A 14,497-nucleotide genomic window follows, 5' to 3' on the forward strand; every position below is an offset into this window, starting at 1 on the left:
CAAAATCCTCATAAAGACGCCAATTTTGGCCAGTTTTTTTACGAAAAGACAAGATTTGCCTTTTTTTGTCGAAAAAGGGAACTTAAAAATTGTTTTTTCTGTTATTTTGTAATATAACTTTAAACGAAAAGATACAAGCAATTTTCAGCGCTTTGTTGTAGAATGAACTTAGTATATAGGAGGGATCGATCGGCATGTCTAACACGATTTACGTACATATTGATACAACCAGCAATGCCGTCTTGACCCGCGGGCTTGCCCCCCAAGATTTTAACAAGAGCATCGTCCATCAGCCCAAGAATTTGCTCTTGCTTGATCCTTCCAGTGATTTCGGCGAATTCGACGGTCATACGGGCTTAAAAGTGATACGCGGAATGGAAGATGTCCAACTGTTTTTTCAGCAAATCAACAAAGGTCGCATTGCCGAAGAAATGAAGTGGATCGATTTTAATGATTACGAGATGGTCAAAGAATTGACGCCTTTAGAGATCTCCGAATTGTTATATTTTGGCCACATGAAGACACACCTCCACTCCCCTTTCTTTTACAAACTGCAAAATAACTTTGTTTTCTTTGACTTAAAAGATGCACGTTCCCGCGTTTATTATCGTTACTTAGATGAGTATTACCGGATCTTGGCGGATCGGATCACCCGCATCGTCTTAGAAAAAATCAATGATCGCCTCTCCTTTTTTAAAAAAGCAACACCGGTGGAAAAACTCGATTTTAATTTGCTGAAAGAGTTGCGGGGAATCATGCAAGAAGGCATCGTCTTCTGTCTGACACAAGAACAACTGATCGATAAAACTTATACGATCCCGATCTATCTGTCAGAAGATGCTGGCTTGAAAAGCACATTGGTCAATCAAAAAGAGTTAGATCAAATTGCAGTTTTGCGCTACTCAGCCAGCAAAAAAAACTGGTCGTTGGAAATTGATCAAGAAGATTTGGCTTTTGGCTTTTTCGACAAAAAAATGTCTTGATGCTTCTCTTTTTCAAAGAGCATCAAGACATTTTTTATGATTTCATTTCTAAAACTAAGCTTTCGGCACAAATAATTTCGGGGCGGCCTTGACTAAGAGACCTAGGACGACCCCTACATAAACGATATTGATAATGACCGATGTTCCATTGAAGATCAAGGAATACAGATACGGGCTTTGTCCTTCTGGTGCGTACATTCCCCAGACAAACACCCCTGCCCAATAATGCCAAAACCAACGGCTAATCACCGCCACGATGCCCCCTAAGACGACATACCACGTAACGGTTTTGCTGTTTTGACGGATCGCTTGCTGGATTTTATTAGCAAACAAGCCGCCCATCCCGCCAAAAGCAAAGGCAAAGGGATATTCAAAGATGATCTGTGGAACGGTGATAAAGTTACGCATGGCGCTACCAATCAAAATATTCAGCAAGCCCCACATAAATCCCGCCGTCATTCCCGGCAGCACCCCGCGACGATACGAATACAAGACCAAGGGCACGAGCCCTAGAGACAAGTCGATACTGGAATTGGCTGTCTGGATTGGGATATACGACAAGACGACCCCGATCGCAGCAATCATCGTTCCTTCCGTCCACACTTGCAGCGACATTTTTCGTTTCAAAAAAAACTCCTCCTTTAGAATCATCACAATTCACAAAGGAGAAGTGTTAGACACTTCAACTCGTCACAATTCCTACGTTCGCATGATCGAAACAGGTACGAAGGGTTTAGAGTACTCTCATTCTCAGCCTTTGCAGACTCCCCTTTGTGATTAGATTCTATTTTATTTTGTGCTTGCGTTTCGCAAGTCACTTTCAAGAATACCATAAATTGGTGAAAAGAAACATGACTGCGATCGTTTTTTCTAAAAACATCCTGAAACTCCTCAGAAAAAAACAACCAATGAGCGGTTAAAGACCGACCATTGGCTGTTGTTCTCATGCTTATGAGGCACGATTAAATTGATAATTTTGATTCAAACAGTGGACTTACTGGTTTGTTCTCATGGATTCGTTTGATCGCTTCGCCCATCAAGGCACCAACACTGATCTCATCGATTTTTTTCGACTTACGGTCTTCTGGCAAGTAAATCGAATCTGTCACAACTAGATGCTCAATGGCCGAATCTTCGATCCGTTCCAAGGCAGGTCCTGACAAGACAGGGTGAGTACATGAGGCGTAAACACTTTTGGCACCTGCTTGTTTCAACGCATTCGCAGCCAATGTGATGGTACCAGCAGTATCGATCATATCGTCGATCAAGACACAAGTTTTGCCTTCAACATGACCAATGATATTCATGACTTCCGCTACGTTGGCTTTCGGACGACGTTTGTCGATGATCGCGATTGGTGACTTAAGAAACTCAGCTAATTTGCGGGCACGAGTCACGCCACCGTGGTCTGGTGAAACGACTACGACGTCATCGCCTTGAATGCCTCTTTCCAAGAAGTAGTTGGCGATCAATGGTGCACCCATCAAGTGGTCAACTGGGATATCAAAGAACCCTTGAATCTGTGAAGCATGCAAATCCAGTGTAACCATACGGTTCGCACCGGCTTTTTCGATCATGTTTGCTACAAGTTTTGCGGTGATTGGTTCTCTTGATCGCGCTTTGCGGTCTTGTCTTGCATAACCATAATAAGGCATTACTACATTGATCGTCTTCGCACTGGCGCGCTTCAAAGCATCGATCATGATCAGCAATTCCATTAGGTTATCGTTTACAGGGCTGCTGGTTGATTGAATCACGTAGACGTGGGCACCACGAATACTTTCTTCAATATTCACTTGGATTTCACCATCGCTAAATTGTTTGACTGAACACTTACCTAATTCAACACCTACTGCAGCTGCGATTTTTTCCGCCAAAGGACGATTTGAGTTCAGAGAAAAAATCTTCAATCTTGGATCAAAATAATGATTTGACATGAGAACCTCCACTTTCTTTGCGTTCATCTAGAAAAAAATGACTCCTTTTTACTAGAATCTTCTTCCTAATAAATAGTAGTCATTTTTCCTTAAGAAATCAAGTCATTTCGCTATTTCTAATTTAGATAAGGTAACTTTTTCGCGTAATCCGCTTTATTTTCCTGACGGGCGCGGGCAATCGCCATACTGTGTTTAGGAACATCTTTGGTGATCGTTGAGCCAGCAGCGATCATCGTTTCCTCTTCGATGGTCAAGGGTGCAACCAGATTAGACCCGGAGCCGATAAAGCAATTGTCCCCGACAGTCGTTTTAAATTTGCTCTTGCCGTCATAATTAACAAAGACTACACCGCAGCCGACGTTGATGTTTTTGCCTAAGGTTGCATCACCGACATAGGACAAGTGTCCGACTTTGGTGCCTTCACCAATCGTCGCATTTTTGATTTCCACAAAGTTACCGATATGGGCATGGGCCAAAATTTCCGCATTGGGGCGAAGGTGGGCATTGGGACCGACATCGGCGCCATCATGAATGATGCTCTCCTCGATCGTCGATGCCTTGATCGTCACTTGGTTGCCGATCTTGCTGTCTTCAATTTCAGAAGCTGCCGTAATGACACAGTCTTCTCCGATCGTCGTCTGCCCTTTGATGATCACACCGGCTTCGATCAAGGTATCTGAACCAATCACAACGCCTTCGTCGATATAAGTCGTCGCCGGGTCGATCAAGGTCACGCCGTTTTGCATGTGTTGACGGTTGATCCGCTGGCGCATCAAGCGATTGGCTTCGGCTAAGGCGATGCGGTCGTTTACTCCTAAAGATTCATGGAAATCTTCGGTTTGATAAGCAGCGATGATTTTGCCGTCTTCCTTTAAGATCTCGATAATATCAGTCAAGTAGTACTCCCCTTGAGCATTGTCCGTATCTAATTTTGCCAAGGCGTCAAATAACAATTCATTGTCAAAGCAATACGTGCCTGTATTGATTTCTTGGATCAGTGCTTCTTCGGTCGACGCATCTTTTTGCTCGACGATTTTTTCCACGATGCCGACATGATCCCGTACGATCCGGCCATAGCCCGTTGGGTCTGCCGCTTGTGCCGTCAAGATCGTTGCCGATGCATTTTTCCCTTGATGGTAATCGAACAAGTTATTCAAGGTTTCCGTCGTCAATAACGGTGTATCCCCACTGATCACTAAGGTCGTCCCTTTTTTGCCTTTTAAAAATGATTCGGCTTGAACGACAGCATGGCCAGTACCCAATTGTTCGGCTTGTAAGGCATAGTTGGTGCGATCCCCCAGTTGCTCTTTGACCATTTCTGCCCCGTGACCGACGATCGTCACGATCTCTTCAGGATTTGTTTCCACCACTCGATTCATGATGTGCTCCACCATTGGTTTGCCACAAACAGGATGTAACACTTTATATAACTTCGATTTCATGCGCGTGCCTTTTCCAGCCGCTAAAATTATTGCAAAACGTGCGTCCACGTATTCCACTCCTATCAATCTGAACGATTTTTGTTCATTGAATTTCCTATAAACAGTTTAGCCCAAGTACTTGTAAATTTCAACGATTTAAGGAATCCCTACCTAGACCAATCAAAAAAAGACTGGCGGCCGCCGTTCGAAAAACAGCTGCTTGCGCCAGTCTAAGAGCCACAAAAATCAGGCTTTTTTCTCAAAATAATTTCCCGGTACTACCGAGATCGTTTTGGTCTGGGTATCGACATCTTCAACATACAGCAGAGAGCTGTAATCGCTGATGGCCCGCTTGCCTTTGAATTTCGTTTCGGCAAAAACCGTAATACCGACTAATTCGGCTTCAAATTCTTCAATCAAGCTCTTCATCCCATTGACCGTGCCGCCGCCTTTCATAAAGTCATCGACCACCAATACTCTAGAGCCGCGCTTTAAGCTGCGTTTGGATAATTCCATTTTTTCGATCCGCTCTGAAGAACCAGAGACATAATTGACACTCACGGTCGAGCCTTCAGTGATCTTGGAATCACGACGCACGATCACGAAGGGAACATTCAAGTAGTAAGAGACTGCTTGAGCGATCGGAACTCCTTTAGTAGCAACGGTCATCACCGCATCGATTTGTTCGCCTAAATATTTGGAAGCGATGATGCGGCCGACTTGGCGCAGCAATTCCGGTTCGCCCAATAAGTCAGATAGATAGACATAGCCGCCAGGCAACAAACGGTCTTGCTCAGACAAGCGTTTTGCCAGCCCTTCGACGTACGCATACGCTTCTTCTTCAGAAATTTCAGGCACAAAAAAAACACCGCCAGCAGCGCCTGGCACGGTATCAAGAATGCCTGTTCCTCGTTCTTTAAAGGTCTTTTTGATAATAGATAAATCTTCGCTAATCGATGATTTTGCAGAGGCATATCGTTTAGAAAAGAAGGACAATGAAATCAATTCATGGGGATGATTCAACAAGTAATGTGTCATATCGATCAGTCGTTCACTTCGACGTATTTTCACACCGGACAACTCCTTTAGTTTATTCGCCTTATTATAAGGCTTTTTTTGGATAAATGCGAGCATTATCTGAAATATTGCTTATATCGTTCGGTTTTGATTAGAGTTTAAAAAAAAGAAACGAAAATTCTTCGTTTCTTTTTCATAAAGCCCTTTATTTGAGGCGTTGTTTTCGTTGCACGAGGATCACGATGCGTTTGATCAAATTGATTACTAAGAAAAGAGCGATAAAAACCAGCGTAATCGTCGCTCCCGGTGGTGTGTCCAAATAAAAGGAACTGGTCAAACCAGACATCATCCCAATCATGCCGATCACGACACTGATCAAAATCACCGCGTTGAAGCTTTTGCCTAAACGCATACTGATGGCAGCTGGTAAAACCATGATCGCAGAGATCAGCAATGCACCCGCAATCGGGATCATCATGGCGATTGCCACCCCCGTCAAGACATTAAAGAGCATCGACATCACTCGCACAGGCAAGCCATCGACATGAGCGGTATCTTCATCAAAGGTCAAAATGTACATGGGCCGTTTGAATAAGAAAAATAAAGCAAAAACGACTAAAAACAAAAAGCCTAAGATCCAAACTTGCTCTTGTGTGATCGTAACGATCGACCCAAACAAATACGATTGGATACTCGTTGCGGAGTTTCCACCGCTAAGGTTCATCAAGACGAGGGCTAACGCTAAACCGCCGGACATCAAAATGGCGATCGAAATCTCTGAATAACTGCGGTACAGTGTTCGCAAGTATTCCAAAATGATTGCGGCAATGACTACGATCAATAGCGTCGTCAAACTCGGATTTAGATTTAGAAAGAAGCCTAGTGCCACCCCTGCTAAAGAGACATGGGACAGCGTATCAGCCATCAATGACTGTCGTCGAATCACCAGAAAGACCCCTAGCATTGGTGCGATACCAGCAATAAAAATCGCCGCAAGAAAAGCTCTTCTCATGAATTCATATGAAAGCAGCGCCATGGTGAATCCTCCTTCCGCACTAAACGGATCTGACGGTCCGCATATTCTTTGATATCTTCGTGATCATGAGTGATCATCAAAATCGACTTGCCGTGGTCATGAGCATTGTGCCGCAGCAGTTCATAAAACAGATTGCGGGATTGTTCATCCATCCCCGTAGTCGGTTCATCTAAAATAAATAAATCAGGATCCGTGGCAAAGACCCGTGCCAAGCTGATCCGCTGTTTTTGGCCACCGGACAACTCACCGATCCGTTTATGACGCACGTCCCACATCCCGACGGCATCTAATGCACGGCGGACATGTTCATGGTCTCGTTTCATCAGTCGCTTGAACCAACGATCTCTTGGGTAGCGGCCTGATTGGACCAATTCCAAAACGGTGCTGGGGAACCCGACGTTAAAGGAAGCAATCTGCTGAGGAATGTAGCCGATGCTTAATTTTTCACCAGCTGCATTCTTGGTCGCCAAGGTGACTGCACCTTTAGAAGGTTTCAACAAACCAAGGGTTGCTTTGATCAAAGTAGATTTTGCCGCCCCATTTTCGCCGGTCAAAATCACGAATTCGCCGTCTTCAACAAAGTAAGAAATGTCTTCCAAGACGGGCTCATCATCATAATAAAAGGTCAAATCTTTTACATCGATATAACGCACGCAGGCGCCTCCTTAGTGAATACTTTTTTGTAATGCTGCCAAATTGTCTTCCATTACAGACAGGTATGTTTCGCCGTTATCCATCTGCTCTTGCGTCAAGCTTTCTAATGGATTCAAGACCGCTAACTCCACGCCCGTTTCAGAGGCTAAGGTCTCAGCCACCTTCGATGAGGCATTTTCTTCAAAATAGATAACTTTGACTTGTTTTTCTTCCACATATTCTTTCAGCTCAGCCAACCGACTTGGCGTTGGTTCTTGATCGGGTGAAATGCCCGAAATCGATTCTTCGACTAAATCATACTGCCGTGCCAAATAGCCAAAGGCTGCGTGCTGCGTAACGAAGGTTCGTTGGGTCGCATCCTTTAATGCCGCTTGGTAGGCTTCATCTAAAGCAGAAAGCTTTTCGATATAGGCAGCCGCATTTTCCGTAAAGGTTGCCTTTTGCTCAGGAAACTTCGCAATCAGGTCATCGCGGATCGTTTCTACTTCTTGGATCGCTAAGACTGGGTCAGTCCAAACATGAGGGTCATACGTATGATCATGGCCTTCATGGCTGTCTTCGTCCTCGTGACCATGCTCTTCCTCTGTGCCTTCCACCAACTGAATGTTTTTGGCCGCTTCAATCACTGCTGTTTGCTCAGGATCGACGGAATCCGTCAAACTAGCAACCCAAGTTTCTAGCTCAGGACTATTGTAGACAAAGGCATCTGCATCCATAATTTTGGTCATATCTTTGGCACTTGGCTCATAGTCATGAGGTTCTGTTCCTGCAGGGATCAGCAAGGAGACATCCGCTGCCTCACCTGCGACTTCTTTCGTAAATTCGTACATTGGGTAAAAGGTCGTGACGATCGACAGCTTTTCTGCGTCACTCGATTGACTTGTCGCTTCTTGCTGCCCACAAGCGCCAAGAAGCACGCCCCCTAAAAGGAGTGCTGTAGTAAGTAAGATTTTTTTCATCGGGATTTCCCCTTCCATTTGCTGGCTCATCTTTTTATTTTTAAAACGGAACAACTCCGTTTTGTTAGCAAAAGTTACTCTATCAAATGATTTCCGGTTCGTCAAGACAAATCGTACGTTTTACGATTTAAAACTTTTATTTCGAGATAAATCGGAAAACATAGGAGAAAACGTTCATTTGAAGCGGATTCTTCTCTCGGGAACATCGTCTTATTTTACACCGTTGGCCATGCGATTCCTTTGTGATAAATTGAAAAATTAGAGAGTAAGTAGGATAACAAGCTAAAAGCACTTGGAGGAAACGAAGATGAACGAATTTGTAACTGTGCCGCCAACTGTAAACAACAGCGAACTGCTGAATCGAATCGATTTACCAGAAGATCCTGCATCGCAGCAAACCGAAGAAATCCGCAAAACGATCGACAAACCATTGTATGAAGAAGACAAAAAGAAAAAATCCGCAAAGAAGCAGCACCAAAAAGAATAGCCTTTGCTTTAGGTAAAGAATCAGACCCCGACGCCTTTTTTTCGTCGGGGTCTTTTCTGTAAGGTAGCTTCTAGATGCTTCCTCCCTACCTCAGCTGCCTTATTCTTTACTATTGAACTGGATTTTATAGAAGGAATGCAAAAAAACACAGGCGAATCCAGCCTGTGTCCTTGACTCATTCATTTCAATGTACGTACAAGATAAACCTCATCGCAGAATCCTTTTAAGGCATTATAGACCCGCTGTGCCCGCGAATATTTTTGACAAAGAGCAAAGACAGTCGGTCCGCTGCCGGTCATCAAGGCAACATCGGCGCCGTATTTCATCATGCGATCTTTGATCTGTTGGACGATCGGATACTTCGGGATCGTGATGGCTTCTAGGCTATTGCCCATGGCAGCGATCATTGCTGGGTAATCTTCGGCTAAGACGGCGGCAGACAATGCTGCGATATCTGGATGGTGCAGTTGGTCCAGCTCAACTTCTTGAAAGATTTTCCCCGTTGAAACACTCAGACGAGGTTTGACTAAGATGACCCAACATTGCGGCATCGGCCGCAGCGGCGTCACCAGCTCCCCTTTTCCTGCAATATGAGCAGTGGTCCCATACAGACAATAGGGAACATCAGTGCCAACTTCCATACCAATATCGATCAGCTCTGCCATGGAGAGGTCCAAGTCCCAAAGGCGAACCATCCCCCGCAGCGCTGCCGCACAATCCGTACTGCCACCACCTAACCCAGCTGCCACCGGGATATTCTTGGTGATGCGAATGCGGATGCCTTTTTTGATACCATAGCGTTTTTTTAAAATACTGGCGGCCTGATAGACATTATTGCGTTTATCGATCGGTAAAAAAGCTTTGTTGGTTTCTACAATGATCTTATCTTCTGCTATCTCTTCCATTATCAGACGGTCGGCTAGATCAACACTAGACATCACCATTTCCAACTCATGGTAGCCGTCTGTTCTTTTCTCTAACACATCGAGACCGAGGTTGATCTTAGCTGGCGCTTTTTCAATAATCTCCATCTTCATTCATCCAATCATCTGATAGTTATTTAGTTCTATCATAGCAGATTCTTATAAGATAGTTGAGTGATTTCTCTTGTTTTTATGATTGTTGCCATTTTGGTTGCCCTTTGGCTTGGTTCCTCGTAAAATAGAGGTACCAACTCAATGGATAAAAGAAAGCGGGGGAACCACATGGCAAATTTGATTCCAAGAGATTTAGCAGGCGGCGAAGAACTATTAGGCAAATTAATGAACAGTTTTTGGCAAGAACGACAAATGAACACGGACATTAAAGAATACGAAGACAAGTATCTCGTTCAAGCAGATTTACCCGGCATCAAGAAAGAAAACATCCGCGTCAGTTACGTCAACAACACGCTGACGATTTCAGCTGCTCAAACAGAAACCACTGAAACCGAGGATGATTTCGGACATTATTTGCGCAAAGAACGCTCCAGCAGTGCCTATCAACGGACCTTCACCATCACAGACATTGATGACGAGTCCATCAAAGCAGTGTTTGAAGACGGCGTTTTGACCCTGACTTTACCGAAAGCTAGCTACAAAGACGCACCTGCAAAAAACATTCCGATCGAATAACCGAGATACCAAAAAGGCAGTCCCTTCAGAGAACGCTCTGGGGGAAATGCCTTTTCTTATTTGCGTGCTTGTCGTCGATACGCCTGTCTTGAGGTCTGCGGTTCTTCTTCGGAGACCTCTTTTTTGACATACAATTTTAAACTGTATGGTTCGTGGTACTTGACATCGTTTTTGACAAAATCACCGCCAGTGATAAATAAGCCCACTGGCTCTAAAGGTTGCTTGCCGGTCCATTGAATCGTGCCAACTTTCGTCATCTCCGTGTAGCTGGTCCCGATCTGCAATACGTACTCGTTTTTCCCTTGCTGTTTGACAAAATAGTAAGGGTACAAGGTATTTTTCGGAATCGTAAAGCCGTTGGATGACGGTTTGATCGCCAATTCTTCTTGAGCGATCAAGGTCTGCAAATGATTCGCCAATACCAGCTGATAGTCTTCTTCAAAATCGATCACCGCTTTTTCAGTCGTCAAACGATCAATGTCGGTGGTGCTGATAGTTTCCCCTTCAATATTGAAGACTTCGTCCGGTAAGACTTTGACAAAGGTCTGAGTAACATCGAACTTCATGTTTTTATTCAAGAAATAATAGAAGATATTCAGTACCCAGAAATAGACTAAGACCAAAAAGCCGATCGTATAAAGGATCGCTTGAAAATAGTTTTGGTTCGCAAACATTCCATAGATGATCCGCAAAATATACGCCGTTGGAATGATACTGAGGATGGTATAGGCGCGATTCAAGTATTTGGGACTGATGTCAAGATAGCCCAAAAATTTGTGGATGCCGTTGATTAAATCTAAAATAAGCGTCATTTTCTCACCTACTCATTTCCTTGATTCTCATCCATGATCACTTGCTGATCTGGCGTGGTTTCTTCACTTGAAGAAGGTGTTTCTTGATTGTTTTCCGGTGTCGCCGGTGAAACACTCTCATCGCTTGATGGCGTCGTTTCTGCAGGCACCGAAGAAGACGGGGTCGTTTCTGGTGTTACTACTTCACTGCTGGATGACGGTGTGATCTGCTGGTCATCGTTCGTCGGTTGTGAGTCCGTGCTAGCAGGTGTTTGATTTTGACTGTCTTCCGTTATCGAAGACGGTGTGCTTTCACTTGGTGCTTGTTCGGTCGTTTCTGTCGTTTCCGTCGCACGACTTGGTTGGCGGTAACTGCCTGAATTCACCACGCCGGTGGCAGTGGCAATGATCGTTGATATCGTTAAAAGTGCAATTGGTTTTAAAATAGGCGGGACTTTTCGCATAATTCTCATCCTTTTCTTACCCGATTCTGCCCATCGGCAGTCTCGGTTCCTTCAGCCTCTTCTTACCTTTATAATCGTTTCTGACAAAAGGGTCAAGATTCCCGAGGCTTCTGTCGCAGGATTTAAAAAAAACTAAACATGTAACTGTTTTCACAAAAAATAACGACGGCAGTTGCCGCCGCTACACAAGGTATTCATAAAACTTTTCAAAGGTCAGGTGCAACGTGCCATGGTAATCTCGTAAAAGGGCGGGCAAAGCGATTACTTCTTCATGTTGGATCGGCGCATCGATTTGAATCACCGCTTGCTCATCATCCAGATAGTAGGAACTAAACAGCTCATCATCAGCGATTTCTTCTAATTGATTGGTCAGCTCTTCATAAAACTTTTCTATGATCGGTTCTGCCAACTCATCAAAGACCGGCTGCAAGGCTGCCTCTACAGCTGGAAACGGCTGTGCGAGTAATTGCTGTCCGCTGAGGGAACGCCGGGTATTCTCATAGGTCAAATAAAGCAGGTCGAAATAATCCTCTTCTTCCCCGATCGCTTCTAGCGTCAAAAGGGCTTTTTCTACCAATGAAACCAAGGACGAGGATACCTCTTGATGCATCACCGCATCGACTTTTTCAAATAGTTGCTGTTTCTCGATGACAAATGTTTCTTCCATAAAAATGAATTCCGCTTTTTCAAAGCAAAGGGGAGTATCAGAGATAAATAGTTGGATCGTTGCCATGGCGTTGCCTTCTTTCTTTTTCAAGCTGCGGACAAAACAGATGATTTGTCAACAGCGAAAATCTTCGTTAGCATAAATAATAGCAGGTGAACAAATTGTTCATCAAGTAATAAGGAGGAGATCGAATGAGTAAAGTTGCTATTATTGTCACTGATCTAGTAGAAGATGTTGAGTTGACGTCACCAAAAGAAGCACTGGAAGCGGCCGGACATGAAGTAGTCGTTATTAGTAATGAAGGCACCGAGACCGTAAAAGGCAAACAAGGTGGAACGTTTCCCGTCGATGCGGCCATCGATACGATCGATCCCGCCAGTTTTGATGCTTTGTTGATCCCAGGCGGTTTCTCCCCTGACCAATTACGGACCGATGAGCGCTATGTGTCATTGACGAAAGACTTTTTGACATCTGATCGCCCCGTCTTTGCCATTTGCCACGGCCCACAACTGTTTATCCAAACAGGACTGACGAAAGATTTGACCTTGACGGCTTATGATTCTGTGCGACCAGATTTAGCCTACGCAGGTGCCACCGTCAAAGATGAGCCCGTCGTGATCGACGAAACCTATCGGTTGATCACCAGTCGGAACCCAGATGACTTAGATGCCTTCAATCAAGCGATTACTGAGGCATTGAACTAACCGCGAATAAGACGTGGTTTCTTTGATAGAAAAAAAGCCGCCAGTTGCAGCGTTTGATCCTTCGTATCGATCGAGCTGCAGCTGAGCGGTTTTTTCTTGCGTAGCTTTTCAGTTTTCAGTTCATGGCTCGTTTCCTGTTACTCGTCAGAGGGCAACTCAAAACCATCGAAGGTCTCGCCATCATAGTAGCGCAATAATTCTTCCGTCGATAATAAGGAAGACGTCATTTCTTCCTGCGCCTCATTGACCTCTCGAAGTTGGGCAAGGTAAGCCGCGTAGGCTTCTGCCAACTGCCGATAAACAGCTTGCCGCGAAGTTCCTTCCCCTTGGATCGTCGGCAATTCACGGATAAAGGCCCGATAGACGGGACGGTTTTCCTGCCATTCGATCGGCAACTCAATTACTTGAAGCTGGGCTTCTTCAAACCATCGTTCCATTGCTCTCCCTCATTTCTTTTCTTATTATCGTCAAGTTGGCAGCAAAGGTCAATCGGTGAGCAAAAAAACACAGAACAAGCGTTGAAAGAAATTGACCTATCCGCAAAAGCTCGCTTGTTGGGCTAACTTTTACGGATGCGGCAATTTATCTGCTTGTTCTGTGTTTTACTCGTTTTTATGCGGCAACATACGCATATTTTTCAATGTTTTGTCGGATCGTTTCAATCATGTCTTCATCACGCAAGCCAGTGATTTCTGCAATGACTTCCGGTAGTGATTTTTCATCCAAAAGTGCTTGTAACTGTTGGCTTTGCTCATCTTCAGGGTCTTTGTAATTGAAGATCATGCCGATCGTTTCATAGAGATGATCTGGCTGCATGTTGCGTTTTTCTAACTCAAGGACTGGTCGGATAAAGCGTTCTTCGGTCCCTAATTTGCGGACAGGTGTCCGTGCCACCCGAGTGATGGCATCGGAAATGTGCTTGTTTTTAAAGCGTTGGATGATTTTTTCGATATACCGTTCATGTTCTTCAGGATCAAAGGCCCATTTCTCAATTAAAAGGCGGCCAGTTTCTTCGAGAACGGATTTTAATTGGATCACCACTAAATGATCCTGCATCGCTTCATCGATCGTCTGATAGCCTTGGAGGGCGCCTGTGTACGCTACCGTGGCATGACCCGTATTGACACTGAATAATTTCCGTTCAATATACGGTTCCAGATCCGCCACATAATGGACCCCTTGCAGATGGATCGAGGATTTCATCCCAGACTCTTGGATCACCCATTCGCAGAAGGGTTCTACTTGAACGAATAAGGGATCTTCATGGTGCTGCAGCGGTACGATGCGATCCACCGCTGCATCTGGAAAACCAACCGTCGCTTCCAACGCTGACCAATCCGCAATGTATTTTTGCACTTCGCTTTTTAAAAAGGTCGATCCGCCGATCATATTCTCACAGGCGATCACATCAATGGCTGGCTTGTCTGGGTGTTGCTGACGTGCTTCTAAGCCTTTGGCGATCAGCTCAGCGATATGCGGCAAAATGTTGGGACCAATGGCGGTCGTAAGGATGTCTGCCTCGGCGATCGCTTGGATCACCGCTTCTGGTTCTTTGGCATTGTTCAATCCTGTCACATGCTCGATGTGGATCTGTTCTTGGGTCTCATCGGCTAATTCGATGGTATACCCTTGTCTTGCTTTTAAGGCGTCAATGATCGTTTCATTGACATCAATAAATGTGATTTCAAAGTTGTTGGCAGCCAATATCTCGCCGATAAAGCCGCGACCAATATTACCTGCACCAAAGTGAACTGCCTTCATGTC

The 14,497-nt window shown here is 44.7% G+C and carries 17 protein-coding genes and 1 riboswitch; of the genes, 4 read left to right on the top strand and 13 right to left on the bottom strand.

Features of this window, described 5'->3' with window-relative positions; all coding sequences use genetic code 11:
• Positions 1 to 194: 194 nt before the first annotated feature.
• A complete protein-coding gene (locus IGI94_RS16065; RefSeq protein ID WP_005232973.1) occupies positions 195 to 983 on the top strand; it encodes a hypothetical protein in 789 nt (262 codons plus the stop codon).
• Positions 984 to 1,037: 54 nt separating this feature from the next.
• On the opposite strand, the gene thiT is transcribed toward IGI94_RS16065, so the two are convergent.
• From thiT to IGI94_RS16100, 7 genes are all read right to left on the bottom strand, one after another.
• On the bottom strand, positions 1,038 to 1,610 hold the full coding sequence (gene thiT, locus IGI94_RS16070; RefSeq protein ID WP_008381706.1) for an energy-coupled thiamine transporter ThiT: 573 nt from the start codon (positions 1,608 to 1,610) through the stop codon (positions 1,038 to 1,040).
• A 52-nt stretch (positions 1,611 to 1,662) separates the two neighbouring features.
• A riboswitch (TPP riboswitch) is annotated at positions 1,663 to 1,764 on the bottom strand.
• Between the two features lie 181 nt (positions 1,765 to 1,945).
• On the bottom strand, positions 1,946 to 2,920 hold the full coding sequence (locus tag IGI94_RS16075; RefSeq protein ID WP_008381705.1) for a ribose-phosphate diphosphokinase: 975 nt from the start codon (positions 2,918 to 2,920) through the stop codon (positions 1,946 to 1,948).
• 116 nt (positions 2,921 to 3,036) lie between these two features.
• On the bottom strand, positions 3,037 to 4,410 hold the full coding sequence (gene glmU / locus IGI94_RS16080) for a bifunctional UDP-N-acetylglucosamine diphosphorylase/glucosamine-1-phosphate N-acetyltransferase GlmU (protein WP_034871957.1): 1,374 nt from the start codon (positions 4,408 to 4,410) through the stop codon (positions 3,037 to 3,039).
• A 177-nt stretch (positions 4,411 to 4,587) separates the two neighbouring features.
• Positions 4,588 to 5,412 (bottom strand): pur operon repressor, encoded by an 825-nt coding sequence (gene purR, locus IGI94_RS16085; RefSeq protein WP_008381701.1) that lies wholly within the window; start codon positions 5,410 to 5,412, stop codon positions 4,588 to 4,590.
• A 151-nt stretch (positions 5,413 to 5,563) separates the two neighbouring features.
• Complete coding sequence (locus tag IGI94_RS16090) at positions 5,564 to 6,394, bottom strand: metal ABC transporter permease (RefSeq protein WP_005230272.1); 831 nt, start codon at positions 6,392 to 6,394, stop codon at positions 5,564 to 5,566.
• Positions 6,367 to 7,047, bottom strand: a complete 681-nt coding sequence (locus tag IGI94_RS16095; protein WP_311948585.1) for a metal ABC transporter ATP-binding protein — start codon at positions 7,045 to 7,047, stop codon at positions 6,367 to 6,369. The genes IGI94_RS16090 and IGI94_RS16095 overlap by 28 nt, the downstream gene beginning before the upstream one ends.
• Positions 7,048 to 7,059: 12 nt before the next feature.
• Positions 7,060 to 8,007: a metal ABC transporter substrate-binding protein gene (locus tag IGI94_RS16100; protein ID WP_034878800.1), complete on the bottom strand. Its 948-nt coding sequence runs from the start codon at positions 8,005 to 8,007 to the stop codon at positions 7,060 to 7,062.
• A 307-nt stretch (positions 8,008 to 8,314) separates the two neighbouring features.
• Between IGI94_RS16100 and IGI94_RS16105 the strand changes: the two genes are divergently transcribed.
• Entirely contained in the window at positions 8,315 to 8,494 is a 180-nt protein-coding gene (locus IGI94_RS16105; RefSeq protein ID WP_005232965.1) for a hypothetical protein, read from the top strand.
• A gap of 179 nt (positions 8,495 to 8,673) precedes the next feature.
• On the opposite strand, the gene ispE is transcribed toward IGI94_RS16105, so the two are convergent.
• Positions 8,674 to 9,525: a 4-(cytidine 5'-diphospho)-2-C-methyl-D-erythritol kinase gene (ispE, locus tag IGI94_RS16110; protein ID WP_008381696.1), complete on the bottom strand. Its 852-nt coding sequence runs from the start codon at positions 9,523 to 9,525 to the stop codon at positions 8,674 to 8,676.
• Between the two features lie 174 nt (positions 9,526 to 9,699).
• Between ispE and IGI94_RS16115 the strand changes: the two genes are divergently transcribed.
• A complete protein-coding gene (locus tag IGI94_RS16115; protein WP_034871953.1) occupies positions 9,700 to 10,107 on the top strand; it encodes an Hsp20/alpha crystallin family protein in 408 nt (135 codons plus the stop codon).
• Positions 10,108 to 10,163: 56 nt separating this feature from the next.
• On the opposite strand, the gene IGI94_RS16120 is transcribed toward IGI94_RS16115, so the two are convergent.
• From IGI94_RS16120 to IGI94_RS16130, 3 genes are all read right to left on the bottom strand, one after another.
• Positions 10,164 to 10,919, bottom strand: coding sequence for a DUF6681 family protein (locus IGI94_RS16120; protein WP_005232961.1), 756 nt, complete (start codon positions 10,917 to 10,919; stop codon positions 10,164 to 10,166).
• 8 nt (positions 10,920 to 10,927) lie between these two features.
• Positions 10,928 to 11,362, bottom strand: a complete 435-nt coding sequence (locus IGI94_RS16125) for a hypothetical protein (protein WP_144330823.1) — start codon at positions 11,360 to 11,362, stop codon at positions 10,928 to 10,930.
• 181 nt (positions 11,363 to 11,543) lie between these two features.
• Entirely contained in the window at positions 11,544 to 12,095 is a 552-nt protein-coding gene (locus IGI94_RS16130) for a hypothetical protein (RefSeq protein WP_034871948.1), read from the bottom strand.
• Positions 12,096 to 12,220: 125 nt separating this feature from the next.
• Here IGI94_RS16130 and IGI94_RS16135 point away from each other — a divergent pair, with 125 nt between their 5' ends.
• Entirely contained in the window at positions 12,221 to 12,733 is a 513-nt protein-coding gene (locus IGI94_RS16135) for a type 1 glutamine amidotransferase domain-containing protein (protein ID WP_016612040.1), read from the top strand.
• A gap of 137 nt (positions 12,734 to 12,870) precedes the next feature.
• Here the strand turns inward: IGI94_RS16135 and IGI94_RS16140 are convergent, their stop codons facing one another.
• Positions 12,871 to 13,170, bottom strand: coding sequence for a hypothetical protein (locus tag IGI94_RS16140; protein ID WP_005232957.1), 300 nt, complete (start codon positions 13,168 to 13,170; stop codon positions 12,871 to 12,873).
• 175 nt (positions 13,171 to 13,345) lie between these two features.
• Positions 13,346 to 14,494, bottom strand: coding sequence for a mannitol-1-phosphate 5-dehydrogenase (locus IGI94_RS16145; protein ID WP_008381686.1), 1,149 nt, complete (start codon positions 14,492 to 14,494; stop codon positions 13,346 to 13,348).
• Between the last annotated feature and the right edge of the window lie 3 nt (positions 14,495 to 14,497).

Origin of the sequence: Enterococcus sp. AZ149 (assembly GCF_051714285.1) — a bacterium.
Lineage (GTDB): Bacteria > Bacillota > Bacilli > Lactobacillales > Enterococcaceae > Enterococcus_D > Enterococcus_D entomosocium.

What these genes read in the sequence shown, in the direction of transcription:
- IGI94_RS16075 (WP_008381705.1), bottom strand. Translation starts at nt 2,920, where the DNA reads ATGTCAAATCATTATTTTGATCCAAGATTGAAGATTTTTTCTCTGAAC.
- IGI94_RS16125 (WP_144330823.1), bottom strand. Translation starts at nt 11,362, where the DNA reads ATGCGAAAAGTCCCGCCTATTTTAAAACCAATTGCACTTTTAACGATA.
- IGI94_RS16145 (WP_008381686.1), bottom strand. Translation starts at nt 14,494, where the DNA reads ATGAAGGCAGTTCACTTTGGTGCAGGTAATATTGGTCGCGGCTTTATC.
- IGI94_RS16120 (WP_005232961.1), bottom strand. Translation starts at nt 10,919, where the DNA reads ATGACGCTTATTTTAGATTTAATCAACGGCATCCACAAATTTTTGGGC.
- IGI94_RS16140 (WP_005232957.1), bottom strand. Translation starts at nt 13,170, where the DNA reads ATGGAACGATGGTTTGAAGAAGCCCAGCTTCAAGTAATTGAGTTGCCG.
- IGI94_RS16105 (WP_005232965.1), top strand. Translation starts at nt 8,315, where the DNA reads ATGAACGAATTTGTAACTGTGCCGCCAACTGTAAACAACAGCGAACTG.
- IGI94_RS16135 (WP_016612040.1), top strand. Translation starts at nt 12,221, where the DNA reads ATGAGTAAAGTTGCTATTATTGTCACTGATCTAGTAGAAGATGTTGAG.
- IGI94_RS16090 (WP_005230272.1), bottom strand. Translation starts at nt 6,394, where the DNA reads ATGGCGCTGCTTTCATATGAATTCATGAGAAGAGCTTTTCTTGCGGCG.
- IGI94_RS16130 (WP_034871948.1), bottom strand. Translation starts at nt 12,095, where the DNA reads ATGGCAACGATCCAACTATTTATCTCTGATACTCCCCTTTGCTTTGAA.
- IGI94_RS16115 (WP_034871953.1), top strand. Translation starts at nt 9,700, where the DNA reads ATGGCAAATTTGATTCCAAGAGATTTAGCAGGCGGCGAAGAACTATTA.
- IGI94_RS16100 (WP_034878800.1), bottom strand. Translation starts at nt 8,007, where the DNA reads ATGAAAAAAATCTTACTTACTACAGCACTCCTTTTAGGGGGCGTGCTT.
- ispE (WP_008381696.1), bottom strand. Translation starts at nt 9,525, where the DNA reads ATGGAGATTATTGAAAAAGCGCCAGCTAAGATCAACCTCGGTCTCGAT.
- IGI94_RS16065 (WP_005232973.1), top strand. Translation starts at nt 195, where the DNA reads ATGTCTAACACGATTTACGTACATATTGATACAACCAGCAATGCCGTC.